General features: G+C 72.5%; 23 protein-coding genes. 7 read left to right on the top strand and 16 right to left on the bottom strand.

Features of this window, described 5'->3' with window-relative positions; genetic code table 11:
* Nucleotides 1–14: 14 nt before the first annotated feature.
* Nucleotides 15–1361, bottom strand: a complete 1347-nt coding sequence (locus AB3M81_RS02720; RefSeq protein WP_412902561.1) for a UTP--glucose-1-phosphate uridylyltransferase — start codon at nucleotides 1359–1361, stop codon at nucleotides 15–17.
* A gap of 48 nt (nucleotides 1362–1409) precedes the next feature.
* Here AB3M81_RS02720 and AB3M81_RS02715 point away from each other — a divergent pair, with 48 nt between their 5' ends.
* On the top strand, nucleotides 1410–2000 hold the full coding sequence (locus AB3M81_RS02715) for a 5-formyltetrahydrofolate cyclo-ligase (RefSeq protein ID WP_412902364.1): 591 nt from the start codon (nucleotides 1410–1412) through the stop codon (nucleotides 1998–2000).
* Nucleotides 2001–2077: 77 nt separating this feature from the next.
* On the opposite strand, the gene AB3M81_RS02710 is transcribed toward AB3M81_RS02715, so the two are convergent.
* The 8 genes from AB3M81_RS02710 to AB3M81_RS02675 form a co-directional block, all read right to left on the bottom strand.
* Nucleotides 2078–3775, bottom strand: coding sequence for an FAD-dependent oxidoreductase (locus AB3M81_RS02710; RefSeq protein ID WP_412902363.1), 1698 nt, complete (start codon nucleotides 3773–3775; stop codon nucleotides 2078–2080).
* Nucleotides 3776–3785: 10 nt separating this feature from the next.
* Nucleotides 3786–5345, bottom strand: coding sequence for a succinic semialdehyde dehydrogenase (locus AB3M81_RS02705; RefSeq protein WP_412902362.1), 1560 nt, complete (start codon nucleotides 5343–5345; stop codon nucleotides 3786–3788).
* Between the two features lie 62 nt (nucleotides 5346–5407).
* Nucleotides 5408–5866, bottom strand: a complete 459-nt coding sequence (locus AB3M81_RS02700; RefSeq protein ID WP_412902361.1) for a GNAT family N-acetyltransferase — start codon at nucleotides 5864–5866, stop codon at nucleotides 5408–5410.
* Nucleotides 5863–6627 carry a carbon-nitrogen hydrolase family protein gene (locus AB3M81_RS02695; protein WP_412902360.1) on the bottom strand — a complete coding sequence of 255 codons (765 nt, stop codon included), beginning with the start codon at nucleotides 6625–6627 and terminating at the stop codon, nucleotides 5863–5865. Before AB3M81_RS02695 ends, AB3M81_RS02700 begins: the two co-directional genes overlap by 4 nt.
* Nucleotides 6624–7721 carry a GuaB3 family IMP dehydrogenase-related protein gene (locus tag AB3M81_RS02690; RefSeq protein ID WP_412902560.1) on the bottom strand — a complete coding sequence of 366 codons (1098 nt, stop codon included), beginning with the start codon at nucleotides 7719–7721 and terminating at the stop codon, nucleotides 6624–6626. The genes AB3M81_RS02695 and AB3M81_RS02690 overlap by 4 nt, the downstream gene beginning before the upstream one ends.
* 108 nt (nucleotides 7722–7829) lie before the next feature.
* Complete coding sequence (guaB, locus tag AB3M81_RS02685; RefSeq protein WP_412902359.1) at nucleotides 7830–9335, bottom strand: IMP dehydrogenase; 1506 nt, start codon at nucleotides 9333–9335, stop codon at nucleotides 7830–7832.
* A 58-nt stretch (nucleotides 9336–9393) separates the two neighbouring features.
* The gene (locus tag AB3M81_RS02680; RefSeq protein ID WP_412902358.1) at nucleotides 9394–11028 is read right to left on the bottom strand and encodes a 4Fe-4S binding protein; all 1635 of its coding nucleotides are present in this window, start codon (nucleotides 11026–11028) and stop codon (nucleotides 9394–9396) included.
* 31 nt (nucleotides 11029–11059) lie between these two features.
* Nucleotides 11060–11977, bottom strand: coding sequence for an AurF N-oxygenase family protein (locus tag AB3M81_RS02675; RefSeq protein WP_412902357.1), 918 nt, complete (start codon nucleotides 11975–11977; stop codon nucleotides 11060–11062).
* A 127-nt stretch (nucleotides 11978–12104) separates the two neighbouring features.
* Between AB3M81_RS02675 and AB3M81_RS02670 the strand changes: the two genes are divergently transcribed.
* Both AB3M81_RS02670 and AB3M81_RS02665 read left to right on the top strand, forming a co-directional pair.
* On the top strand, nucleotides 12105–12356 hold the full coding sequence (locus AB3M81_RS02670; RefSeq protein WP_412902356.1) for a helix-turn-helix transcriptional regulator: 252 nt from the start codon (nucleotides 12105–12107) through the stop codon (nucleotides 12354–12356).
* A gap of 60 nt (nucleotides 12357–12416) precedes the next feature.
* Nucleotides 12417–12716 (top strand): helix-turn-helix domain-containing protein, encoded by a 300-nt coding sequence (locus AB3M81_RS02665; protein ID WP_412902355.1) that lies wholly within the window; start codon nucleotides 12417–12419, stop codon nucleotides 12714–12716.
* A 13-nt stretch (nucleotides 12717–12729) separates the two neighbouring features.
* On the opposite strand, the gene AB3M81_RS02660 is transcribed toward AB3M81_RS02665, so the two are convergent.
* From AB3M81_RS02660 to groES, 4 genes are all read right to left on the bottom strand, one after another.
* Nucleotides 12730–13005 (bottom strand): hypothetical protein, encoded by a 276-nt coding sequence (locus AB3M81_RS02660; protein WP_412902354.1) that lies wholly within the window; start codon nucleotides 13003–13005, stop codon nucleotides 12730–12732.
* 144 nt (nucleotides 13006–13149) lie between these two features.
* The gene (locus AB3M81_RS02655) at nucleotides 13150–15513 is read right to left on the bottom strand and encodes an AAA family ATPase (protein WP_412902353.1); all 2364 of its coding nucleotides are present in this window, start codon (nucleotides 15511–15513) and stop codon (nucleotides 13150–13152) included.
* Nucleotides 15514–15688: 175 nt separating this feature from the next.
* Entirely contained in the window at nucleotides 15689–17290 is a 1602-nt protein-coding gene (gene groL / locus AB3M81_RS02650; protein ID WP_412902352.1) for a chaperonin GroEL, read from the bottom strand.
* Nucleotides 17291–17321: 31 nt separating this feature from the next.
* A complete protein-coding gene (gene groES / locus AB3M81_RS02645; RefSeq protein ID WP_412902351.1) occupies nucleotides 17322–17615 on the bottom strand; it encodes a co-chaperone GroES in 294 nt (97 codons plus the stop codon).
* A gap of 143 nt (nucleotides 17616–17758) precedes the next feature.
* On the opposite strand from groES, the gene AB3M81_RS02640 reads away from it, so the two are divergent.
* The 4 genes from AB3M81_RS02640 to AB3M81_RS02625 are packed head-to-tail and all read left to right on the top strand — an operon-like array spanning nucleotide 17759 to nucleotide 21106.
* The gene (locus AB3M81_RS02640; protein WP_412902350.1) at nucleotides 17759–18919 is read left to right on the top strand and encodes a class I SAM-dependent methyltransferase; all 1161 of its coding nucleotides are present in this window, start codon (nucleotides 17759–17761) and stop codon (nucleotides 18917–18919) included.
* Between the two features lie 27 nt (nucleotides 18920–18946).
* Nucleotides 18947–19666, top strand: coding sequence for a LamB/YcsF family protein (locus AB3M81_RS02635; protein WP_412902349.1), 720 nt, complete (start codon nucleotides 18947–18949; stop codon nucleotides 19664–19666).
* A 1-nt stretch (nucleotide 19667) separates the two neighbouring features.
* Nucleotides 19668–20255 carry a 5-oxoprolinase subunit B family protein gene (locus tag AB3M81_RS02630; protein WP_412902348.1) on the top strand — a complete coding sequence of 196 codons (588 nt, stop codon included), beginning with the start codon at nucleotides 19668–19670 and terminating at the stop codon, nucleotides 20253–20255.
* Complete coding sequence (locus tag AB3M81_RS02625) at nucleotides 20252–21106, top strand: 5-oxoprolinase subunit C family protein (RefSeq protein WP_412902347.1); 855 nt, start codon at nucleotides 20252–20254, stop codon at nucleotides 21104–21106. Before AB3M81_RS02630 ends, AB3M81_RS02625 begins: the two co-directional genes overlap by 4 nt.
* A gap of 122 nt (nucleotides 21107–21228) precedes the next feature.
* Here AB3M81_RS02625 and tsaD read toward each other — a convergent pair whose 3' ends face one another.
* The 3 genes from tsaD to AB3M81_RS02610 form a co-directional block, all read right to left on the bottom strand.
* Nucleotides 21229–22272 (bottom strand): tRNA (adenosine(37)-N6)-threonylcarbamoyltransferase complex transferase subunit TsaD, encoded by a 1044-nt coding sequence (tsaD, locus tag AB3M81_RS02620; protein ID WP_412902346.1) that lies wholly within the window; start codon nucleotides 22270–22272, stop codon nucleotides 21229–21231.
* Between the two features lie 28 nt (nucleotides 22273–22300).
* On the bottom strand, nucleotides 22301–23056 hold the full coding sequence (locus AB3M81_RS02615; RefSeq protein ID WP_412902345.1) for a lysophospholipid acyltransferase family protein: 756 nt from the start codon (nucleotides 23054–23056) through the stop codon (nucleotides 22301–22303).
* 100 nt (nucleotides 23057–23156) lie between these two features.
* The gene (locus AB3M81_RS02610; protein ID WP_412902344.1) at nucleotides 23157–23570 is read right to left on the bottom strand and encodes a DUF5709 domain-containing protein; all 414 of its coding nucleotides are present in this window, start codon (nucleotides 23568–23570) and stop codon (nucleotides 23157–23159) included.
* Between the last annotated feature and the right edge of the window lie 35 nt (nucleotides 23571–23605).

Here is a 23605-nt window from a genome sequence, read left to right as displayed (position 1 = left end):
ACGGCCGATCCGCCTCAGAACCCGGACAGTACGGTCCCGGACTCCACGTGGCGCGGTCGGCCCTCGTCCTCGAGGGTCACGTCACCGCGCACGACGACCCCCTCGCCGAAGCTCCAGTCGCCGCGCACCGTGAAGGACGAGGCGTACTGCAGCGACACCGAGAACGGCACCCGGCGGTCGAAGTCGGCGATGGTCTTGAAGTACCGCTTGTCGAGGTCGACCGACGGGACCTCGTCGACGCGGGCGCGCATCTGGTAGTCCGGCCCGACGTCGTACACGTCCGAGCGCAGCAGCAGCAGGTCGTCGGTCGTCTTGACCGGCAGGAACCGCGCGCGGTCGACCTCGATCGCGGTGGCGCCCTCGAAGACCGAGATGGCGGCGCCCATCGCGGACTCGATCTGGATGACCTCGGGTGTCTCGGGATCGGTGGGGTCGACGTTCTTCTGGTTGCGGATGAGGGGCAGGTCCAGGACGCCCTCGGCGCGGTCGAGCTCGCGGCGCAGGGCGTGCAGGTCGAACCACAGGTTGTTCGTGTGGAAGTAGCGGTGCACCGTGAGGTCGGCCGCGGCCTCGCGGTCCTCGGGCGCGATCTGCGCGGTCTCGCGCAGGATGAGCCGGCCGTCGGAGCGGCGGACCACGAGGTGGCCGCCCTTGACGTCGGCGGGGGTGCGGCGGCAGACCTCGGCCGCGTACGGGGCGCCGGTCTCGGCGAACCAGGCCATCATCGCGGGGTCCGGGACGGCGCCGAGGTTGTCGGCGTTCGAGACCGAGGCGTACCGGTAGCCCTCGGCGATGAGCCGGTCGAGCACGCCCGAGGCGTCCAGCGCCGTGTAAAGGTCGGCGTGACCCGGCGGGCACCACTCGAGGGCGGGGTCCTGCGGCCACTCCACCGGCTCGAGCGTGTCGGCCGTCAGGCGCGGCTCGCGGTTCTGCAGGAAGTCCAGCGGCAGGTCGCCGACCTGGAGGCCGGGATAGCGCGCGAGGGTGGCGAGCGTGTCGTCGCGCGTGCGGAAGCTGTTCATGAACAGCAGGGGCAGGTCGACGCCCAGCGTGGCGCGGACGTGCCAGACCTGGTCGACGATGAGGTCGAGGAAGCTCAGGCTGTGCTTGATGGGCAGCAGCGACTTGGCCTGCGTCATGCCCATCGTGGTGCCCAGTCCGCCGTTGAGCTTGATGACGACGGTCTCGGCGGCGGCACGGCGCAGCGTCTCGGTGTCGTACTCGAGCTTCTCGATGCTGTCGATGTCCTCGAGCGGATCGACCTCGGACTCGGGGATCAGACCCGACGCGCCGCCCTCGAGCTGGTGGTAGAACGCCGTGAAGACGTCGATCGCCTGCTCGGGCAGGCCGTCCGAACGCATCTTCTGCTGAGCCGCTGCCAGTCCCTTCACCGGCCCTAGGCTAGCGGCATGTCGGCCGAAGTGACGTCTGAGAAGTCGCAGGTCCGCTCCGCGGTCGCCGCCCGCCGGCGCGGCCGGTCGGCGGTGTCGCGCGCGGCCGTCGCCGAAGCGATCGCGCTGCATGCGCCCTCCGTGGCCGCGCTCGTCCGCGCCCGGCGGGTCGCGGCCTACCTGTCGCTGCCGAGCGAGCCGGGCACGGAACCGCTCCTGGCGTGGCTGACCGGTCTCGGGATCGAGGTCCTCGTGCCGCGCAGCCGCCCCGACCGGTCGATGGAGTGGGTCCGGTACGCACCGGGCGAGGTGGTGGTGGGAGGCCTCGGCGTCCCCGAGCCCACGGGGCCCGACCTCGGGCCGGACGCGCTGGCCTCGTGCGACGTCGCCGTCGTCCCCGCGCTGGCCGTGGACCACGCCGGCGTGCGCCTCGGCCGTGGCGCCGGGTACTACGACCGCGCGCTCGAGGGCTTCGGCGGCGTCGTGTGCGCCCTCGTCCACGACGACGAGCTGCTGCCCTCGCTCCCCCACGAGCCGCACGACCGTCCCGTCGACCTCGTCCTCACCCCGGCCGGCCTGTTCCGTCCCTCCCGGGACCGAGATCTGTAGCGGTGTCCACCCGCATCGGCCGTCTCAGGCCGAGATCGTGTGGACACCGCCACACATCTCGCCCGCCGGAGGCGGGATCAGGAGACGGCGACGATGGGCAGGCGGTAGGCGGCGGGGGCGCTGTCGGGGACGACCGGGTTCTTCGGCGCGACCGGCTCGATGCGGCGGTAGGGCGCGCCGAGCGCCGGGCGTGGATCGGCCTCGCCCTTGTTGGGCCACATGGCCACCGCGCGCTCGGCCTGTGCCGTGATCGTGAGCGACGGGTTGACGCCCAGGTTGGCGGTGATCGCCGAGCCGTCGATGACGTGCAGGCCCTCGTGCCCGTAGAGGCGCTGGTAGGGGTCGATCACACCGGTCTCGGGCGACTCGCCGATCGCGCAGCCGCCGAGGAAGTGCGCCGTCATCGGGATGCCGATGGGCTCGGTCACGATGCCGCCGGGGACGCCGCCCATGTGATCGGCCATCTCGGTCACGGCGCGATGCGCCTCGGGGATGTACGTCGGGTTCGGCTCGCCGGTCCCCTGCTTGGTGGTCATCTTGCGACCGCCCAGCAGCCGGCGCTTCGTGTACGTCGTGATCGAGTTGTCGCGCGCCTGCATCACCAGGGCGATGACGGTGCGCTCGGACCAGTGGAACGCGTCGTACAGCCTCGGCAGCTTCGGACCGAGCCTGACGATGTTCTTCAGGACCGTCCGCAGGCGCGGCCGGTCGTCGCCGCTGCCGTCGGTCGACAGCACCATCTGCACGAACATCATCGCGTTGGAGCCCTTGCCGTAGCGGACGGGCTCGATGTGGGTCGTGTCGTTCGGGTGGATCGACGAGGTGATCGCGACACCGCGCGTGTAGTCGACGTCGCGGTGCATCGCCACCGAGCCCATGAGCGCCTCGGAGTTCGTGCGCGTCAGCAGGCCGAGGCGGTCCGAGATGCGCGGCAGGCTGCCCGAGTCGCGCAGCTGGTGCAGCAGCCGCTGCGTGCCGAGCGAGGCGGCCGAGAACACGACCTGCTCGGCCCGGACGACCGAGCGGCGACGGCGCCTCTTCGTCGAGCGCGCATGCACCTCGTAGCCGCCGCCCGGCATCGGCTTCACGTCGACCACCGTCGTGAGGTCGCGGACCTCGGCGCCGGCCTGCTCGGCCAGGTACAGGTAGTTCTTGACGAGCGTGTTCTTCGCGTTGTGGCGGCAGCCCGACATGCACTCGCCGCAGTTCAGGCAGGTCCGCCGCGACGGGCCGACGCCGCCGAAGTACGGGTCGCCGACGTCCTGGCCCTCCTCGTCACCGAACAGCACGCCGACGGGCGCGAAGTGGAACGAGTCGCCGTAGCCGAGGCGCTCGGCCGCCGTCCTGACGACCTCGTCGGCCGGCGTCATCTCGCGGACCTCGTTCACGCCGAGCATGCGCTTGGCCTGGTCGTAGTACGGCGCCAGCTCGCTCTTCCAGTCCGTGATGCCGCTCCACGCGGGGTCCTCGTAGAACGGGTCGAGCGGCTCGTAGAGCGTGTTGGCGTAGACGAGGGAGCCGCCGCCGACGCCCGCGCCCGCGAGCACGAGCGAGTCGCGCAGCAGGTTGATGCGCTGGATGCCGTAGCAGCCGAGCCGCGGCGCCCACAGGTAGTCGCGCAGGTGCCAGGAGTTCTTCGCGAACTCGTGGTCGGCGAAACGGCGGCCGGCCTCGAGCACGAGGACCTTGTAGCCCTTCTCGGTCAGCCGCAGCGCCGAGACGCTGCCGCCGAAGCCGGAGCCGATGATGACGACGTCGTAGTCGAGCTCGGTCATGGTGGTCCTCTCAGGCCCTCGTCGTGAGGCGGCGCAGCAGCCGCAGGCCGATCGTCAGCAGCGCGGCGAACCGCTGCCGGGGCAGGAACGCCGGGCCGCCCACGGGCATGACCCGCTGGACGCCGACGGACTGGCTCTCGGTGAACCGCAGGAGCCCCTCGGCGCCCTGGCGGCGGCCCGTGCCGGACTCCTTCATGCCGCCCATCGGGGCGCCGATGCTGCCGAACGTCGCGGCGAAGCCCTCGTTGACGTTGACGGTGCCGGCCTGGATCCGCGTGGCGACCTTGCGAGCCCGGCGCACGGGCCCCCAGACGCTGGCGTTGAGGCCGTAGACGGTGTCGTTCGCGAGGTCGATCGCCTCGCCGACGCTGCGGTACGGGTACAGCGAGACGAGCGGGCCGAAGGTCTCCTCGCGGTGGCACAGGGCCGACTCGGGGACGTTCTCGAGCACCGTCGGCTCGTGGAACCACGGCGCGATGTCGGGCCGGGCGCGGCCGCCGGAGACCAGCGTGGCCCCGTGGTCGAGCGCGTCGGCGACGTGCTTCTCGATCGTGGCCAGCTGCGCGGGCGAGACGAGCGTGCCCATCTCGACCTCCCAGTCGGCGTTGGCGCCGTAGGACAGGTGCGCGAGCCGCTCGGCGAGCGCGTCGCGGTACTGCGCGTAGATTGACTCGTGCACGTACACGCGCTCGATCGAGACGCACAGCTGGCCGGCCGAGCTGAACGCCGCCGTCACGGTGCCCTCGACGGCCTTGGCGACGTCCGCGCCGGGCAGGACGATCATCGGGTTCTTGCCGCCGAGCTCGAGCGAGCAGCCGATGAGCCGCTGCGAGCACTGGGCCGCGATGCGCTTGCCCGTGGCGGTGGAGCCGGTGAAGCAGATGTAGTCGGCGCGGTCGATGATGGCCGAGCCGATCACCGAGCCGGCGCCGCTGACGACCTGCCACAGGTCCTTCGGGAAGCCGGCGCGGTGCATCAGCTGCACGATCGCGAGCGCCGTGAGCGGCGACTGGCTGTCCGGCTTGTGCACGACGGCGTTGCCGGCCGCGACGGCGGCCAGGCCGTCGACGAGCGCCATCGACAGCGGGTAGTTCCACGGCGTGATGAGGCCGACGATGCCCTTCGGCTGGTGGTACTGGCGGATGCCGGTGATGACGGGGTAGACGCCGGCGCGGCGGTGCGGGCCGAGGATCCGGGCCAGGCGGCGGCCGTAGTAGCGGCCGGTCAGGGCGGTGTGCAGCACCTCGTCGAAGGCGTGCGAGCGGGCCTTGCCGGACTCGAGCTGGATGAGGTCGAGCAGCTCGTCCTGGTGGGCCAGGATCAGGTCGTGCAGGCGCAGCAGGGCGCGCTTGCGGCGGCGCAGCGACGTGCGCGCCCAGTGCAGCTGGGCGACCCGCGCCGCGGCGAACGCCGCCTCCACGTCGTGCTCCGTGGAGATCGGGACCGTGGCGAGGTCGGCGCCGTCGAGCGGCGAGACGGTCGTGCGGGTCTCGGGGCCGGTGGCCCGAATCAGGGCGGTGAGCTCGGCGACGCGCGCGGACGGCACGGCCAGGGGGACGGCGTGGGGCATGGCTCGCACGATACCCCGATTCCGCCCGAATGTGACACTCGTCATGTCAGATGTCGGGAGGGCTAGGCTGGCCGCAGGTCCTTCGCGAAGCACAACGACTCGGGAACCTCGTCGTACGGCGGGTAGATCTCGATCGGGACGTAGCCCGAGCGACGGTAGAGCGCGATCGCCGCCTGCTGCCGCTCGCCCGTGTGCAGCACGACGCGGTCGGTGACCGTGGCGGCGTGCCGTTCGATCTCGGCCAGCAGCCGCGGCGCCAGGCCCGTTCCGCGCGTCTCGGGCAGGACGTACATCCGCTTGACCTCGACGAGGTCGCGCAGGCGCCGCAGGCTGGCCGTGCCGACCGGCCGGTCGCCGTCCAGCGCGAGCAGGCACACGATGACCGACTCCGGCTCGATGTCCTCGGTGCCGACCGTGTGCCGCGGCCGTCCGTACAGGTCGGCCATCTCGGCGGACATCCGCGCCCGCAGGTCGACCGCGCGCGGGTCGAGGAAGTCCACCTCGACGAGTCGAGCCGTCACCGGCGGACCACGGGCGCGGGCTCGCGCACGTCGGCCAGCATCGGGTGCTGCGCGCGGGTGGCCTTGAGCAGGGGCCGGTCGAGCGTGGCCGTCGCGACGCCCTCACCGGGGCCGACCTCGGCCACGACCCGGCCCTCCGGGTCGTAGATCGCCGAGCCGCCGTCGAACTCGGCGCCCGCGACCGAGCCGGTGAGGCCGCTGACGACCGCGTACATGCCGTTCTCGAGGGCGCGGGCGCGGTAGTACAGCTCGCGCCGGTGGGCGCTGCCGGCGAAGTACGCGACCGACGCGGCGTACACCTCGGCCCCCGCCAGCGCGAGCGACCGCGCGTGCTCGGGGAAGCACCCGTCGTAGCAGATCGACAGGCCCACGGCCCAGCCCTTGACGTCGATCACGACGCCGTCGCGGCCCGGCACGACGTGGGCGTTCTCGTCGCCGCACGGGTTCTGCTTGTCGTAGACGCGCTCGGGCGCGCCGCGCCCGAACGCCAGCGTGGAGATCGTGAAACCGTGCGGCCCGTCGAGGCAGGCGCCGACGAGCGCCACGAGGCCCGCCGCAGCCGCGGCGTCCTCGATCGGCTGCAGGCGCGGATCGCTCTCGCCGACCACGATCGGCGGCAGGCGGTACCCGCCCAGGAACAGCTCGGGCATGACCAGCAGGTCCGCGCCCGGCGACGACTCGATCGCCCGGACGACGGCGGCGACGTCGGTCTCGACGTCACCGGCGGAGGCGAACTGGCCCGCGGCGACCGTGAGGGTCACCCGACCACGACCTCGATCCGCTGGAACTCCTTGAGGTCCGTGTAGCCGGTGGTGGCCATCGCGCGACGCAGCGCGCCGACGAGGTTCATCGTGCCGTCCGGGACGACGGAGGGGCCGAACAGCACCTGCTCGAGCGGCCCGACCGTGCCGATCTCGACCCGCTCGCCGCGCGGCAGGTCGGAGTGCCACGCCTCGGCGCCCCAGTGGAAGCCGTGGCCGGGGGCGTCGGTGGCGCGCGCGAACGGCGAGCCGATCATGACGGCGTCGGCGCCGCACGCGAAGGCCTTGGCCAGGTCGCCGCTGCGGCCGATCGAGCCGTCGGCGATGACGTGCACGTAGCGGCCGCCGGACTCGTCCAGGTAGTCGCGGCGGGCCGCGGCGACGTCGGACACGGCCGACGCCATCGGGACCGCCACGCCCAGCACGCTGCGAGTGGTGTGGGTGGCGCCGCCGCCGAAGCCGACGAGGACGCCCGCCGCGCCGGTGCGCATGAGGTGCAGGGCGGCCTGGTGCGTGGCGCAGCCGCCCACGATCACCGGGACGTCCAGCTCGTAGATGAACTGCTTGAGGTTGAGCGGCTCGGCGTTGCTGGAGACGTGCTCGGCCGAGACGGTGGTGCCGCGGATGACGAACAGGTCGACGCCGGCCTGCACGACCGTGTCGGCGAACTGCTTCGTGGAGCCAGGCGACAGGGCGCCCGCGACCGTGACGCCGGCCTCGCGGATCTCGCGCAGCCGCTCGGTGATGAGCTCGGCCTTGATCGGCTCGGCGTAGATCTGCTGCAGCCGCGCGGTGACCTGCGCCGGCTCGATGCGGGCGATCTCCTCCAGCAGCGGCAGCGGGTCCTCGTAGCGGGTCCACAGGCCCTCGAGGTTGAGCACGCCGAGGCCACCGAACTTGCCCAGCGCGATCGCGGTCTCGGGGCTCATGACCGAGTCCATCGGCGCGGCCACGATCGGCAGGTCGAAGCGGTAGGCGTCGATCTGCCAGTGCGTGGACACCTCGTGCGGGTCGCGCGTGCGCCGACTGGGCACGATGGCGATGTCGTCGAAGTGGTAACCCTGACGGCCACGCTTGGCCAGACCGATGTCGATGCTCACCCGGTCACCTTATCGGGGGGGACCTCCACGCTGAGTTGCACGTTGCGCCCGCGACACGCCGTCCTCGGGCGGCCGAACGTGCAACTCAGCGGGGTGGGATGGTCACAGGATCGTGTAGTTGGGCGCCTCGACCGTCATCTGGATGTCGTGCGGGTGGCTCTCCTTGAGGCCCGCGGCCGTGATGCGGACGAAGCGGCCGCGCTCACGCAGCTCGGGGATCGTGCGCGAGCCGACGTAGAACATCGACTGGTGCAGGCCGCCGATGAGCTGGTGCGCGACCGTGGCGAGCGGGCCGCGGTAGGCCACGCGGCCCTCGATGCCCTCGGGGACGATCTTGTCGTCGCTCGTGACGTCGGCCTGGAAGTAGCGGTCCTTGGAGTAGGACTTCTTGCCGCGCGACGCCATCGCGCCGACCGAGCCCATGCCGCGGTAGGCCTTGTACTGCTTGCCCGCCACGAAGATCAGGTCGCCCGGGCTCTCCTCGCAGCCGGCCAGCAGCGAGCCGACCATGACCGACTCGGCGCCCGCGACGAGGGCCTTGGCGATGTCGCCCGAGTACTGCAGGCCGCCGTCGGCGATGACGGGGATGCCGGCCGGCTCGGCCGCCAGCGAAGCCTCGTACACGGCCGAGATCTGCGGGACGCCGACGCCGGCGACGACGCGCGTGGTGCAGATGGAGCCGGGGCCGACGCCCACCTTGACGGCGTCGACGCCGGCGTCGACGAGCGCCTGGGCGCCCGCGCGCGTGGCGACGTTGCCGCCGATGATCTGCACCCCCTCGAACGCCGGGTCGGCCTTGAGGCGGCGGACCATGTCCAGCAGCGCCTTGGCGTGGCCGTGCGCCGTGTCGACGACGAGCACGTCGACGCCGGCCTCCATCAGGGCGCCGGCGCGGTCGTACGAGTCGCCGAAGAAGCCCACGGCCGCGCCCACGAGCAGGCGGCCCTCGGCGTCCTTGCTGGCGAGCGGGAACTGCTCGGACTTCACGAAGTCCTTGACGGTGATGAGGCCGGCCAGCTTGCCGTCGGCGTCGACGATGGGCAGGCGCTCGCGCTTGTGCTGGCGCAGCAGGGCCGAGGCGTCCTCGTGGCTGATGCCGACGTGGCCGGTGATGAGCGGCATGTGGGTCATGACGTCGCCCACGAACGTGGTGGCCCACTCCTTGACCGGCGTGAAGCGAAGGTCGCGGTTGGTGACGATGCCGAGCAGCGTGTTGTCCTCGTCGACGACGGGCAGGCCCGAGACGCGGTACTCGCCGCAGATCTCGTCGAGCTGCTCGAGCGTGGCCTTCGGGCCGATCGTGACGGGGTTGGGGATCATGCCCGTCTGGGTGCGCTTGACCAGGTCCACCTGGTACGCCTGATCCTCGATCGAGAGGTTGCGGTGCAGGATGCCGATGCCGCCCTCGCGCGCCATCGCGATGGCCATGCGCGACTCGGTCACGGTGTCCATCGCGCTCGACAGCAGCGGGATGCGCAGCGAGATCTCGCGCGTGAGCCGCGTCGTGGTGTCGACCTCGCTGGGGATGACGTCGGTCTCGCCCGGGAGGAGCAGGACGTCGTCGTAGGTCAGACCGAGGGGTGCGAACTTGTCGGGGATGCCCACCATGAGCCGATTCTACTCGCGCGCCTCACGCACCCCGAACCGGTGGGACGTGATCTGGACGTCAGTGCACGCTGGTCATCGCGCTGACCTTGAGCATCTCCTCGACGGAGTCGAACTTGACCCGCGGGCGGCCCTGCTCGCGGCCGCGGCGCTCCTCGGCCTTCTCGATCGCGAGCATGCGCCGGCGCCCCACGACCTGGCCCACCGTGGCGCGGACGAAGGGACCGAACGTGCGCCGGCTGCGCGGCGCGTGCGGGATCCGGCCGGCGTTGGCGTCGGCGACGATCGAGGTGACGGTCTCGTGCGCGCACGTGCGGTTCGCGCCGATGCCGCCGGTCGCGCCGCGCTTGATCCAGCCGACGACGTACGTGCCCGGCACGGGCTCCCCGGTGGCGGGGTCGATCACGCGACCCTCCCGGTGCGGGACCGTGCGCGTCGCCTCGTCGAACGGCAGGCCCGGCACGGGCGCACCGCGGTGGCCCGTGGACCGGATGAGGGTGCCGCACGGCACGGTCTGCGCCTGCTCGGGCACGCCGGTGGGCGAGATCCGGACCGCCTCGACGCGCGCGTCCCCCTCGACCTCGACCACCTGGCGGCCGAAGGCGAAGACGAGCCGGCGGCTCCCGCCCGGCGGAGCGGTGAGGTCGACGTCGACGAGCGGCAGGCGCGCGAGGACCTCGGCGTTCGAGCCCTCGGGTGCCTCGGCGAGCTCGGCCTCGGCGAGCCCGTCGCGGGCGACGACGACGTCGATCCCCGGCGGCATCATCAGCAGCTCGGGCCGGGTGAAGGCGGCGTACGAGGGGCCGCGCCGTCCCAGCAGGACGACCTCGCGCACGTCGAGGTTTCGGAATGCGGCAAGCGCGTGATCGGCCATGTCGGTGCGCGCCAGGACCTCGGGGTCCTCCAGCAGCAGGCGCGCCAGGTCGAGCGCGACGTTGCCGTTGCCGACGATCACGACCCGGTCTCCCTCGATCACCACGTCCGCGGCCGGCACGTCGAGCGCGCCGTTGTACCAGCCGACGACGGTGGGCGCGGCCAGCACGCCGGGCAGCTCCTCCCCCGCCACGCCCAGCGGCCGGTCCAGGCGGGCGCCGACACCGTAGACGACGACGTCGTGGTGGCGCAGCACGTCCTCGTGCGTGATGTCCCGGCCGACCTCGACGTTCATGATCATCGTGGTGCGCGGGTGCTTGTACGCCCAGTGGAAGATCCCCGAGAACTTCTTGGTGTCGGTGTGGTCGGGCGCCACGCCCCCGCGCACGAGGCCGCCCGGGACCGGGAGCCGGTCGATCATCGTGATCCGCGCATCGGTCGACAGCAGCAGCTCGCGCGCGGTGTACGCGGCGGCCGGGCCGGTGCCCACGATCGCGACCGTCAGCTGCCGCTCGAGGTCGCCGCCCATCTCGTCCCACGTGTGCGTGCGCGGGGCCTCGTGCTCGGGGCGCTGCTCGTAGTACGCCGCGTTGAGCTGCGCGAAGACCTCCTCGCCGCCGCGCAGCAGGTCGATCGGCTTGGGCGCCGCGACGGGGCACGCGTCGGCGCACGCGCCGCAGTCGATGCAGGCCTGCGGGTCGACGTAGAGGATGTCGGCCGTGCCGAAGTCCGGCTCGTCGGGGGTGGGGTGGATGCAGTCCACGGGGCAGACGGACACGCACGAGGCGTCCTTGCAGCAGGACTGGGTGATCGCGTAGGCCACGGGTGCTCTCTCGGGTCGGCTCGGCGCGGGCTCAGAGCATGTGGACGCGGCGGTACATCCGCATCGCGGCAGGCGTCAGCAGGCCGACCTCGGACAGGAAGTCCATGAGGTGCACGCAGCTCATCCGCATGAGGTTCTGGTGGTGCACGTTGTCGCGCGCCGCGGCCTTGGCCCGCTCGGCGTCGAGGCCGACGTTGGCGTAGACGTCCTCGTTGACGAGCGAGTCCACGATGATCGCGGCGACGACCGAGATCGCGATCGCGGCCAGGTGCCGCCGCGGCTTGGAGACGCCGCGCAGGTGCTCCTTGATCTCGATGCGCGCGAACTTCATGTGGCGCGCCTCCTCGACCACGTGGATCTTGCTCGTGGTGCGGACCTCGTCGAGCACGTTCTCGCCGCGCATCCAGTCGCGCTGCATGATGTCGAGCACCTCCTCGGCGACCAGGATCGCGGCGTACGACATCTCGCCGTTCGCCGTGGTGCGGAAGACGCGGGCCAGCTCGTGGAACAGCCGGCGCGGGCGGTAGTGCGGGACGCCCATCTTGCTGCAGGTCTTGCTGAACATGAGCGAGTGGCGGCACTCGTCGGCGATCTCGGTGAGCGCGAAGCGGAACTCGGGGTCGCCGTAGTCGGCGGAGTACTGCGAGCGCAGCACCATCGACTGCAGCATCGTCTCGAACCAGATGCCGGTGCTCATGATGGAGCCGACCTCGTGGCGGGTCAGGTCGATGCGCTGCTGCTCGGTCATCTCGTCCCACAGCGGCGTGCCGTAGAGCGTGGACCACTCGGGGTTGAGGCCGTACTTGTGCGGGTCGAGCGGCGCGTCCCAGTCGATCTCCCGGTCGGGGTCATACGACAGGACGGCGGCGGAGTCCAACAGGCGCTCGAGCTCGGTGTCCATGTCGATGGACTCACGGAACTGCGCGGCGTCGTGATCGGTGACGGTCATGACGATCTCCTCGGGCACGTCGAATGTGACATCGTGAATGTAACATAGAATGTGAGACGGGTCACGGGTTCGAAAACACAGGGCGATGTGCTGACTCCTGTCGGTGCGGCGCGCCATCGTATTGGGCGTGACGTCGATCCAGGTGCCGCCCGACTACGCCACCACCCTGCGCCGCCTCTCGGTGCGCCTGCGCGAGGCGCGGCGGGCGCACGGGCTCACGCAGGAGCAGCTGGCCGAGCGCGCCGGCGTGCACCGCAACACGATCCAGAACCTCGAGGCCGAGCCCGTCACGCGCACGCCGGCGTTCCGACTGGACGTGGTGCTGGCCGTGGCACACGCGCTGGGGATCCGGGCCTGCGACGTCTTCGTCGATCCGTAAATCGGGACTACCCATGACATTGGGCTGATTCGATTGGGCATTGCACCCATGCTGTTGTGCATGCCCAAGCGCACGCCCTCGACCCACACCGCCGAGATCGCCGGATGGTTCGCCACCTGGCTGCGACGCCGTCGCGAGGACCAGGGCTGGACGCAGGAGCAGCTCGCGCACCGCGCGGGACTGAGCCGCAACCAGGTGCAGAACCTGGAGAACAACCGGAACAACAACAACACCGGCGTGGGCCGCAGCTCGGCCAATCCCAGCCTGGACACCCTGCTGGCGCTCGAGGACGCCTTCGAGCTGCCCCTGGGCGAGCTGCTCGTCGAGGTGCGTGCCCTCATGGAGGCCGAGGCGCGCTGAGGCCCCGCCGTCGTCACGGCGCCCGTCCCGGCTCGGCCGCGAGCCGATCGAACAGGTCGGCCGCCTGCAGCAGGGCGGCCGCGAAGGCGCGTGCGTCCTCGCCGTCCGGCCGGTAGGCCTCGGCGCCCCACGCGAGCTCGGGCCGGTCGCGCGGCAGGCCGCCGAGCAGGATCGCGACCCACGTGCCGGCGGGCGCGGGGAACAGGCGAGCGTGCTGCTCGTCCTCGACGGTGTCGCCGCGGCGGTGATCGGTGCACCACCACGGGCAGGTGATCGCTGGCGTCGTCATGGACGAAGTCGTATCAACGGGCTCGGACACCGGCCCGGGACCGCGCGCGCGGGGCATGGGCCGGGGTGACGGTTTCCCCGGTTGAGTAGGGAAACTGTCACTGAACGAGGGTTGCGCACCACGTTCAGTGACAGGAAGCCTCGTTCAGTCCAGGCCGGCCCACGCGAGGAACTCGGCCGCGGTGAGGACGGGCGTGCCGAAGTCCCGGGCCTTGCGCGCCTTGCCCGACTGGGTGCCCGCCTCGGCGACGACGAGCACGTCGCAGCGCGTCTTCGTGACGTTCGCGACCGGCTCGAGGCCACGGCGGACCGCGAGATCGGTCATGTCCTCCCGCGACAGGACCCGGCCCTGACCGGTCAGGGCGCTGCCCGTGAAGCACACCCGAGCGCCGGGCACGAGGACCTCGGCGGGCTCGGGCTGGGCGCCGGACACCGAGGCCATGACGTCGTCCACGAAGGTGCTGCCCAGCACGGCCTCCACGTCGCGCAGCCGCTGGACGAGCTCCGGGGAGAGCCGCGACGCCCGGGCCGCTGCCGCGGCGACGCGATGGGCGACCGCCTCCCCCGCCGCCACGCGCGCCGCCTCGTCGACCTCGACCGCCGAGGCGTCGCCACCGAGCAGGACCCGACCGAGCACGCGGCTCACCTCCACGATCGCCGAGAGCGTCGGCATCGCGTCCGAGGCGGCGACGGGGACGTCGGCGTCGCGGGTGAGCAGGTGGTGCGGCTCGTCGACCACGAGCTCCGCGTGGGCGAAGGGCGAGCCGGAGCCCGTGCCGAGCCTGCGGTGGGCGCCCATCGCCGCGCGCGCCCGGTCGAGGGCCCGTCCTGATCGCAGCCCACTGAGCTCGTCGTCGGTCAGCGCGTCCCGTGGGACCTCCACGCCCACCGGCATCGGCCACGTGCACGCCAGTCGCTTGAGCTCGAAGTCGATCGTCGCGAGGGTCTCGTCGATGCCGACACCCACCGGGACGAGCCCCTCGAGCAGCGGCGCGATCGTCGACCAGGCCTGGTCGAGGGTCGGCGCGAGCAACACGTCGTCCGCGGTGATCCCGAAGGCCGTCCGCGCGTCGCCGAGGTCCCGCTGTGGGTCGACGAGCGTCGTGATCGCCGTGTCGTCCTCGAACACGACGGCGAGCTCGACGGGCCGGGGCCGCGAGAACGTGCCCTCGTCCCCCACGAGGCACACGGCGATCGCACACGCCCGCGCCTCCCCGTGCACGGTCGAGGCGTGCAAATGCCGCAGGATCCGCCGGTCCGTGCGCAGGTGGCGCGGCTCCACGGGCCGTTTGAGCACCAGGCCGTCGAGCGACGTCGCCCGGCTCAGCGCCACGTAGACCTGACCGGTCGCGAAGACCCCGCCGGACAGGTCGACGACGAGCCGGTCGATCGTCTGGCCCTGGCTCTTGTGGATCGTGATGGCCCACGCCAGCTTGAACGGCAGCTGGGTGAAGACGCCGACGACCTCGTTCGTCAGGTGGCCTCCCGACACGACGGGCCGCTGCACCTCCCACGCGTACGGGCCGACCTCGGCGGTCGAGCCGTCGGCGAACTCGACGGTCGCGACGAGCCGGCCCTCCTCGTGCGCGAGCGCGACGATCCGCCCCAGCGTGCCGTTCACCCAGCGGTCGGACGGGTCGTTCGTCAGCATCATGACCTGCGCGCCGACCTTGAGGACGAGCTCGCGATCGGTGGGCGGGTCGAACAGCGCCAGGTCACCGGACTCGACGGCGACGCTGCGCACCTCCTCCCCCGGCAGGCGCTCGAGCCGCTCCCGGTTGCGCGCGGACACGACGCGGTTCGACGGGGCGAGGGTGAGCCACAGCTCGTCCTCGGGTGGCTCGAAGTCGGGGTCGACGCGCGTGTTGAGGTCCGCGCGCGCGTGCTCGAGCAGGACTCCCTCGCGCACGGCGTTGAGCAGGGCGGTCAGCCGATCGTCGCCGAGCTGGCGGAACGCGGTCGTCAGCGCGACGGTCGGGAACGTCGCCGCGTCGAAGGTGTCGGCGGAGAAGAAGTAGGGGGTCTCGTAACGGCTGGAGAAGAAGTCGGAGAGCGCGTCCGGGACCACGGGCGGCAGCTGCAGCAGGTCGCCCACGAGCACGAGCTGCACGCCGCCGAACGGGCGCTCCGGGTGCGGGCCGAAGCGCACGAGGGCCGCGGCCAGCAGGTCGAACAGGTCGGCGCGGACCATCGAGGCCTCGTCGATGACGAGGGTCTGCAGGGACCTCAGCGTGCGGGTGAAGCGACCCGGCCGGTAGTCGCCGGAGCGGACGTCCTCGAGTGTCGTCGTGCTGCGGAAGCCGAAGAGCCGGTGGATCGTGTGACCCGCGACGTTGAGCGCCGCGATGCCGGTGGGCGCCGCGACCACGACGCGGCGGTCGGTGTGCTCCATGAAGTGCCGGATCAGCGTGGACTTGCCCGTGCCGGCCTTGCCGGTGAGGAACAGGTTCCCGCCGGACTCGAGAATCTCGAGCGCGCGCTCGAACTCCTCGGTGATCGTGATGGCCATCGGCTGCAGGCTACCGGGGCGGCCTCTCCGGCTCGACTGAGCGAGGTTTCCTGTCACTTCCGGGGGTTCGCAACACTCGTTCAGTGACAGCTTTCCTACCTAACCGGGGAAACCGTCACGGCACGACGAACGGCCCCGGGCGCAGTGCCCGGGGCCGTTCGCGGTGATCGGTCGATCAGTGGCTGTGACCGGCGTGCGCGTCGTCCTCGTCGGCCGGCTTGTCCACCACGAGCGTCTCGGTGGTGAGCAGCATGGCCGCGATCGAGGCCGCGTTCGCGAGCGCCGAGCGCGTGACCTTGACCGGGTCGAGGATGCCCTGCGCGAGCAGGTCGCCGTACTCGCCCGTGGCCGCGTTGTAGCCCTCGCCGGACTCGCGGACCTTCGACACCACGACCTCGCCGGACTCGCCGCCGTTGCGGGCGATCCACTCCAGCGGGGCGTCGGCGCCCTTGCGGACGATCCGGACGCCGAGCGCCTCGTCGCCGGTCAGGTTCAGGTCCTTGTCCAGCACGCCGACGGCGTGGACGAGCGAGGAGCCACCACCGGGGACGATGCCCTCCTCGATGGCCGCGCGGGTCGCCGAGACGGCGTCCTCGATGCGGTGCTTCTTCTCCTTGAGCTCGACCTCGGTGGCCGCGCCGACGCGGATGACGCAGACGCCACCGGCCAGCTTGGCGAGGCGCTCCTGGAGCTTCTCGCGGTCCCACTCGGAGTCGGTCTGCTCGAACTCGGCCTTGATCTGGGCCACGCGGCCCTCGACCTCGGCCTGGTCGCCGCCGCCGTCGATGATCGTCGTGTCGTCCTTGGTGACGACGACGCGACGGGCGGTGCCGAGCACCTCGAGGCCGACCTGGTCCAGCTTGAGGCCGACGTCGGGGGTGACGACGGTCGCGCCGGTGAGGGTCGCGATGTCCTGCAGCATCGCCTTCCGGCGGTCGCCGAAGGCCGGGGCCTTGACCGCGACGGACGTGAACGTGCCGCGGATCTTGTTGACGACGATCGTCGACAGGGCCTCGCCCTCGATGTCCTCGGCGATGATGAACAGGCTCTTGCCCGACTGGACGACCTTCTCCAGCAGCGGCAGGAGCTCGGCGACGGCCGAGATCTTGCCCTGGTTCACGAGGATGTAGGGATCGTCGAGGACGGCCTCCATGCGCTCGGTGTCGGTCACCATGTACGGGGACAGGTAGCCCTTGTCGAACTGCATGCCCTCGGTGAACTCGAGGTCGGTGCCCATGGTGTTGGACTCCTCGACGGTGATGACACCGTCCTTGCCGACCTTGTCGAACGCCTCGGCGATGAGCTCGCCGATGACCGAGTCACGGCTGGACACCGTGGCGACGGCGGACATGTCCGAGACCGAGTCGACGGCGCGCGCACGGGTGTGCAGCTCGTTCGTGACGGCCTCGACGGCGGCCTCGATGCCCTTCTTCAGGCCGACCGGGTTGGCGCCGGCCGCGACGGCGCGCAGGCCCTCGTGGACCATGGCCTGGGCCAGCACCGTGGCGGTCGTCGTGCCGTCACCGGCGACGTCGTTCGTCTTGGTGGCGACCTCCTTGGCCAGCTGGGCGCCGAGGTTCTCGAACGGGTCGTCGAGCTCGACCTCACGGGCGACGGACACGCCGTCGTTCGTGATCGTGGGGGCGCCCCACTTCTTGTCGAGGACGACGTAGCGGCCCTTGGGGCCGAGGGTCACCTTGACGGTGTCGGCGAGCTTGTCGACGCCACGCTCGAGGGCGCGGCGTGCGTTCTCGTCGAATTCCAGGATCTTGGGCATGAGTGCTCCCTAGGAAGGTTGGCGGGTGGACTCAGGCGATGACGGCGAGCACGTCGCGCGCGTTGAGGATGAGGTACTCCTCGCCGGCGTGCTTGACCTCGGTGCCGCCGTACTTGCTGAACAGGACGCGGTCGCCGACGGCCACGTCGACGGGGATGCGCTCGCCGCTGTCGCTGACGCGACCGGGGCCCACGGCCACGACCTCGCCCTCCTGCGGCTTCTCCTTGGCGGTGTCGGGGATGACGAGACCCGACGCGGTGGTCTGCTCGGCCTCTCCGGCCTTGATGACGATGCGATCTTCGAGCGGCTTGATGGTGACCGACACTGGTCGACCTCCCCTTTCGGACGGAAACGTTCGGGTTGGCACTCGCTCATCGGGAGTGCCAACGTCAGCGTAGCACCGCGTTGGCACTCGCCCCAAGGGAGTGCTAATCGCGCCCCACGCGCGCGCGATGGGAGACTCGACGGGTGGATCCCGCGACGTTCGACGCCCTGCTCGCGCCCGCCGGCCAGGAGCTGCTCGCCGTGATCGCCGAGCGGTCCGGCACCGAGTCCGATCTCGCGCTGGGCACCCGGCTGCGGCGCGAGCACCCGGCCGAGCTCGTCGCCGCGGCCATGTCCCAGCATGCCCTGCGGCGCCGCGCGGCGGTCAAGTTCGGGCCCGACGCGGAGCACATGTACTTCGTGCCGGACGCGCTCGAGCAGGCGACCCGCGCGCCGGTGGCCGCCCACCGCGCGGCGCGGCTCGTGGCGCTCGGCGCGACCTCCGTCGTGGACCTCGGCTGTGGGATCGGCGGCGACCTCGTCGCGTGCGCTCGGGCCGGGCTGGCGGTCCGCGGCATCGAGCAGGACCCGGTCCGCGCGGCGATGGCGCGAGCGAACCTCGCGGCGCTCGGGCTGGGCGGCGAGATCGAGGTCGGCGACGCCACCGCCACCGCGATCGGCGACGACGAGGTCGCGTTCGTCGACCCGGCCCGCCGCGACGGCGCCGGCCGCACGTTCTCCCTCGACGCGCTCGTGCCGGCGTGGGACTTCGTCACCGGCCTGCTCGCCGGGCGGGCGCTCGCGAAGGTCATGCCGGGGATCGCGCACGACGCGGTCCCGCCGGGCGTGCAGGCCGAGTGGGTCTCGGACGGGGGTGACCTGGTGGAGGCGTGCCTCTGGGGCGCGGGATTCGACCTGCCGGCCCAGCGGCGCGCGACGGTGCTCCCGTCGGGCGCGACCCTGGCGTCTCGTGACGCGGTGACCTCGACCGGCGACCCGCTGGCGCACCTCGTCGAGCCGGACGACGCCGTGATCCGCGCCGGCCTGGTGGCCGAGCTCGCGCAGGACCTCGGCGGCCACCTGCTCGACCCCCACATCGCGTGGATCACGACCGACCGCGCCGACGCCGCCCCGTTCGGCCGCGCCTTCCGGATCGAGGCCGAGCTGCCCTTCCGCGAGAAGCAGCTGCGCGCCGCGCTGCGCGAGCGTGACGTCGGCACGCTCACGGTCAAGAAGCGCGGCGTCGACGTCGTCCCCGAGCAGCTCGTCGCCCGCCTCAAGCTCAAGGGCGCCCGTCCCGCCACGATCGTCCTCACCCGGGTCGCCGGCGAGGGCCGCGTCTTCCTCGTCGACCCGATCCGCTGAGAGCGCCGGACGCGGTAGCGTCGGGCCATGCCCGGCACCGTCGACCTCAACGTGGACCTCGGCGAGTCGGCCGAGCGGTGGAAGTCGGGTGAGGACCGCCGGCTGCTCCCGCTCGTCACGAGCGCGAACGTCTGCTGCGGCGCGTACGCGGGCGACGACGACCTCATCCGCGCCACGTGCGAGGCGGCCGTGGAGCACGGCGTCGCGATCGGGGCGCAGGTCGGCTATCGCGACCGCGAGGGGTTCGGCCGCCGCGCGATCGACCTCGCGCCGCGCGACCTCGCCGACGAGGTGCTGCACCAGATCGACCACCTGACCGAGCTCGCCGGGGAGGTCGGCGGGCTCGTCACGTACGTGAAGCCGCACGGCGCGCTCTACCACCGGATCGCGCACGACCCCCACCAGGCGTCGGCGGTCGTCGAGGCCCTGTTGGCCGAGGGCTCGCTGCTCCCGCTGGTCGGGATGCCGGGCTCGCTCGCGCTGCGGATGGCCACCGACCAGGGCGTCCCGGTCGTGCTCGAGGGCTTCGCCGACCGCGCGTACGACGCCGACGGCTCGCTCGTCCCCCGGGACCGTCCCGGCGCCGTGCTGACCGACCCGGAGGCGGCCGCGGCCCAGGCCCTCTCCCTCGTCGGGACCGTGGACTCCCTGTGCGTCCACAGCGACAGCCCGGGCGCCGAGACGCTGCTCGCGCGCGTCCGCGGCGTGCTCGAGGACGAGGGCGTGACCGTGGCGGCGTTCGGCTGACATGCGCGTCCTGCCCTGCGGCGACCGCGCCGTGCTGCTCGACTGCGCCGACGCGGACGAGGCGCGTCACTGGCACGCCGCCCTGGCCGATCACCGTCCCGTCCTCGGCGCCACCACGGTCCTGCTGCGCGGCCGGCCTGCCGACCTGCGCGCCACCGTCGCCGCGACGGACGTCTCCGAGGTCGAGGTGCACGAAGGTCGTGACGTCGAGATCCGCGTGGTCTACGACGGGCCCGACCTGGCCGCGGTGGCCGCGCACTGCGGCCTCCCGGCCGAGGAGGTCGTGCGGCGGCACACCGCCACGGCGTGGACCGTCGGCTTCGCGGGCTTCGCGCCGGGATTCGCGTACCTGACCGGCGGGGACCCGTCGCTGGAGGTGCCGCGACTCGGGCGCCCCCGGCCGCGCGTCGAGGCCGGCTCGGTCGGGCTGGCCGGGCGGTTCAGCGGCGTCTACCCCCGCCCCTCCCCCGGCGGCTGGCAGCTGATCGGCCGCACCGACGCGACCCTGTGGGACCTCGGTCGCGAGGATCCCGCCCTGTTGCACCCCGGCGACCGGGTCCGGTTCGTCGACACCGGAGGTCTCCCATGAGCCTGCGCGTGCTGGAGCCCGGGCCGCTGTCGCTCGTGCAGGACCTCGGCCGCTCGGGCCTCTCGGACCTCGGCGTGGGACCGTCCGGCGCGTTCGACCGGCGGGCGATGCGCGAGGCGAACTCGCTCGTCGGCAACCCGCACGACGCCGCCGTCGTCGAGGCGCTCGGTGGCGGGCTGGCCGTCGTCGCCACCGCGGCGCACGTCGTCGCCGTGACCGGCGCGGCCGGGCCCCTGGCGGTCGACGGGACGCCCGTCGACTCCGGCCGCGTGCTGTCACTGCGACGCGGCCAGGTCCTGCGGCTGGGCGCACCGGCAGTGGGGCTGCGCTGGACCCTCGCGGTCGCCGGCGGCCTCACGGTCCCGGCGGTGCTCGGCAGCCGCAGCACGGACACGCTCGCGGCGCTCGGCCCCGATCCGCTGACCGCGGGCGCCGAGCTGACGGTGGGGCGACCGACCGGCGCCGTGTCGCTCGAGGCCTACCCCGCCGCGCTCGCCTCGGGTGAGGTCACGGTGCGCGTCGTGCTCGGCCCACGCGACGACTGGTTCACGCCCGACGCCGTCGCGACGCTGCTGTCGGCGCCGTGGCGGGTGGATCCGGTGTCGGACCGGATCGGCGTCCGACTGGACGGACCGGCACTGCAGCGGGCACGCGACGGCGAGCTGCCGAGCGAGCCGGTGATCCGCGGCAGCGTCCAGGTGACCACGTCCGGGCGGCCAGTGGTGCTCGGCCCCGACCACCCGGTCACCGGCGGCTATCCCGTCATCGGCGTCGTCCCGGACGCCGACACCGACCTGCTCGCGCAGGCCCGGCCCGGCGACGTCGTGCGCTTCCGCCGCCATCGCGCCTGACGTCCGCCGAGTGGCGCGAACCGGGGTCGCGAGTGGCGCAGATCCGCCCGCCACTCGGCGAGTGGCGGGCATCTTTGCGCCAGTCGCGGAACCGACCGGCGACCGGGCGGCCGGGAACCCCGTCAGGCGACGATGCGGGTGACCGGCAGGCTCGAGTCGACCGGCAGGTCGAGCGGCGAGGGGGCGATGCCGCGACGGACCACCTCGGCGCCGAGCGCCGCGACCATCGCGCCGTTGTCGGTGCACAGCGACGGCGGCGGGATGCGCACCTCGACGCCCGCGGCGGCCGCGCGCTCCAGCACGAAGTGGCGCAGCCGGCCGTTGGCCGCGACGCCGCCACCGAGGATGAGGCGCGGGACGTCGTGCTCGAGGCACGCCTTGATCGCCTTGCGGCTCAGCACGTCGCACACCGAGTCCTGGAACGAGGCCGCCACGTCGGGCACGTCGACCTCGCGGCCCATCCGCTGCTCGTGCTGCACGTGGCGGGCGACGGCGCTCTTGAGGCCGGAGAACGAGAAGTCCCACCGGTACCGCTCGAGGTCGCGCCCCGTGGTCAGGCCGCGAGGGAAGTCGATCGCCGTCGGGTCGCCGTCGCGGGCCACGCGGTCGATCTCGGGGCCACCGGGGTACGGCAGGCCGAGCAGCCGGGCGACCTTGTCGAAGGCCTCCCCCGCCGCGTCGTCGATCGTGCCGCCCAGCAGCGTGATGTCCGTGGCGATGTCGTTGACGAGCAGCAGCTCGGTGTGGCCGCCGCTGACCAGCAGGGCGATGACGGGCTCGTCGTAGCGGCCGTGCTCGAGCTGGTCGACCGCGACGTGCGCCGCGAGGTGGTTGACGCCGTAGAGCGGCTTGTCGTGCGCGAGGGCGAGCGCCTTGGCCGCGGCGACGCCGACCAGCAGCGCGCCGGTCAGGCCGGGCCCGCTCGTGACGGCGATCGCGTCGACGTCGCGGACGTCGAGGCCGGCCTGCTCGTAGGCCTGCTCGAGGGTCGGGACCATCGCCTCGAGGTGCGCACGGCTGGCGACCTCGGGGACGACTCCCCCGAAGCGCACGTGCTCCTCGACGCTCGACGCCACGGCATGGGCGAGCAGGGTGGTGCCCCGCACGATGCCCACGCCGGTCTCGTCACAGGAGGACTCGATGCCCAGGACCAGCGGCTCACTCACCGGTCCATCCTCGCAGGCGGGCGGTCGCTCAGTCGCGCTGGGCGCGCCTGGCCTCGCGCGCGGCCCGCTCCTCGAGGTCCATGCGGCGCGCCTCGTCGGGCGTGGGCGCGGTGCCGCCGTAGCGGGCGGGGGCCCACCACTGGCCCTCGGGCGAGACGGGGTACTCGGTGATCGCCTTGTCCAACAGGGCCGCCAGCGCCTGGTGCAGCACGGCGGTCTCGGCGACGGGGTCCTCGCCCGTCACGGGGATCGGCTCGCCGACGTGCAGGGCGATCGTCTTGCCGCGGCCGAGCAGGTCGGCGTCGTGGTCCTTCGTCTTGAGCAGCTGTGTGCCCCACACGACCATCGGGATGAGGGGGACGCCGGCCTCCGCGGCGGCGCGGACCGCGCCGGTCTTGATCTCCTTGACCTCCATGGACCGGCTGATCGTCGCCTCGGGGAAGATGCCGACGATCTCGCCGCGGCGCGCGTAGTCGGCGGCGGCGTGCAACGAGCCCTCGCCCTGCGCGCGGTCGACCGGGATGTGGTGCATCGAGCGCATGATCGGGCCCGAGACCTTGTGGTCGAAGGCCTCCTTCTTGGCCATGAAGCGAACGAGGCGCTTGGACGGCTGGGCCGCGAGGCCGTTGAAGATGAAGTCGACGTAGCTGACGTGGTTGGACGCCAGGATGGCGCCGCCCTCGCGCGGGATGTGGTGGGTGCCGGAGGTCTGGAACGACATGCCGAGGGCCTTGAACAGCGTCTTCGCCGTCAGGATGATCGGCGGGTAGGTCACGTCGCGCATGCCAGAACCCTAGTGCACGCGCGTTCACCGAGGACGGTTCCGACGCGACGTCCCGGGGCGCCCGCGGCGGGCGCGCCGCCCGGGACGTCGCGCCGGATGGTCAGTCCTCCTCGACGATGTGGACGGCGGCCTCCTCGGCGCTCGCGGCACCGCCGTCGACGCCCACGTCGTCGCCCACGAGCTCGTGCACGTGGTCCTCGCCGATGCCGCCGTCGGGGTCCACGAGGCGGCCGGAGCGGCCGTTGCCGACCTCGCCGTCGTCGAGGTCGTCCTCGGTCCACTCGGCGTCGGGATCGATGTCGGGCTCCTCCTGCGAGAGGCGCTGCTCGAAGGACTCCCCGCGGCGGTACTCGTCGACGGTCGTGCCGAAGCCCTCACCGGCCGACCACTTCTCCGGCGGGGTCAGGCCCTCGTCCAGCGGGTCGTGCGGGCCGCGCTCGATCAGGGTGTCCTCGTGCGGGTCCTGGCTCATGAACTGGGAGGGGTTCGGGGCTGGATTGCGGGGATCACTCATGCCTCCACCCTGCCACGCGACGGGGGCATCCGCCC

The sequence above is a fragment of the Aeromicrobium jepli genome (genome assembly GCF_047246605.1).
Classification (GTDB): Bacteria; Actinomycetota; Actinomycetes; order Propionibacteriales; family Nocardioidaceae; genus Aeromicrobium.
Note: the sequence above shows the minus strand (reverse complement) of the source record. Positions and strands in the feature narration are given on the sequence as shown.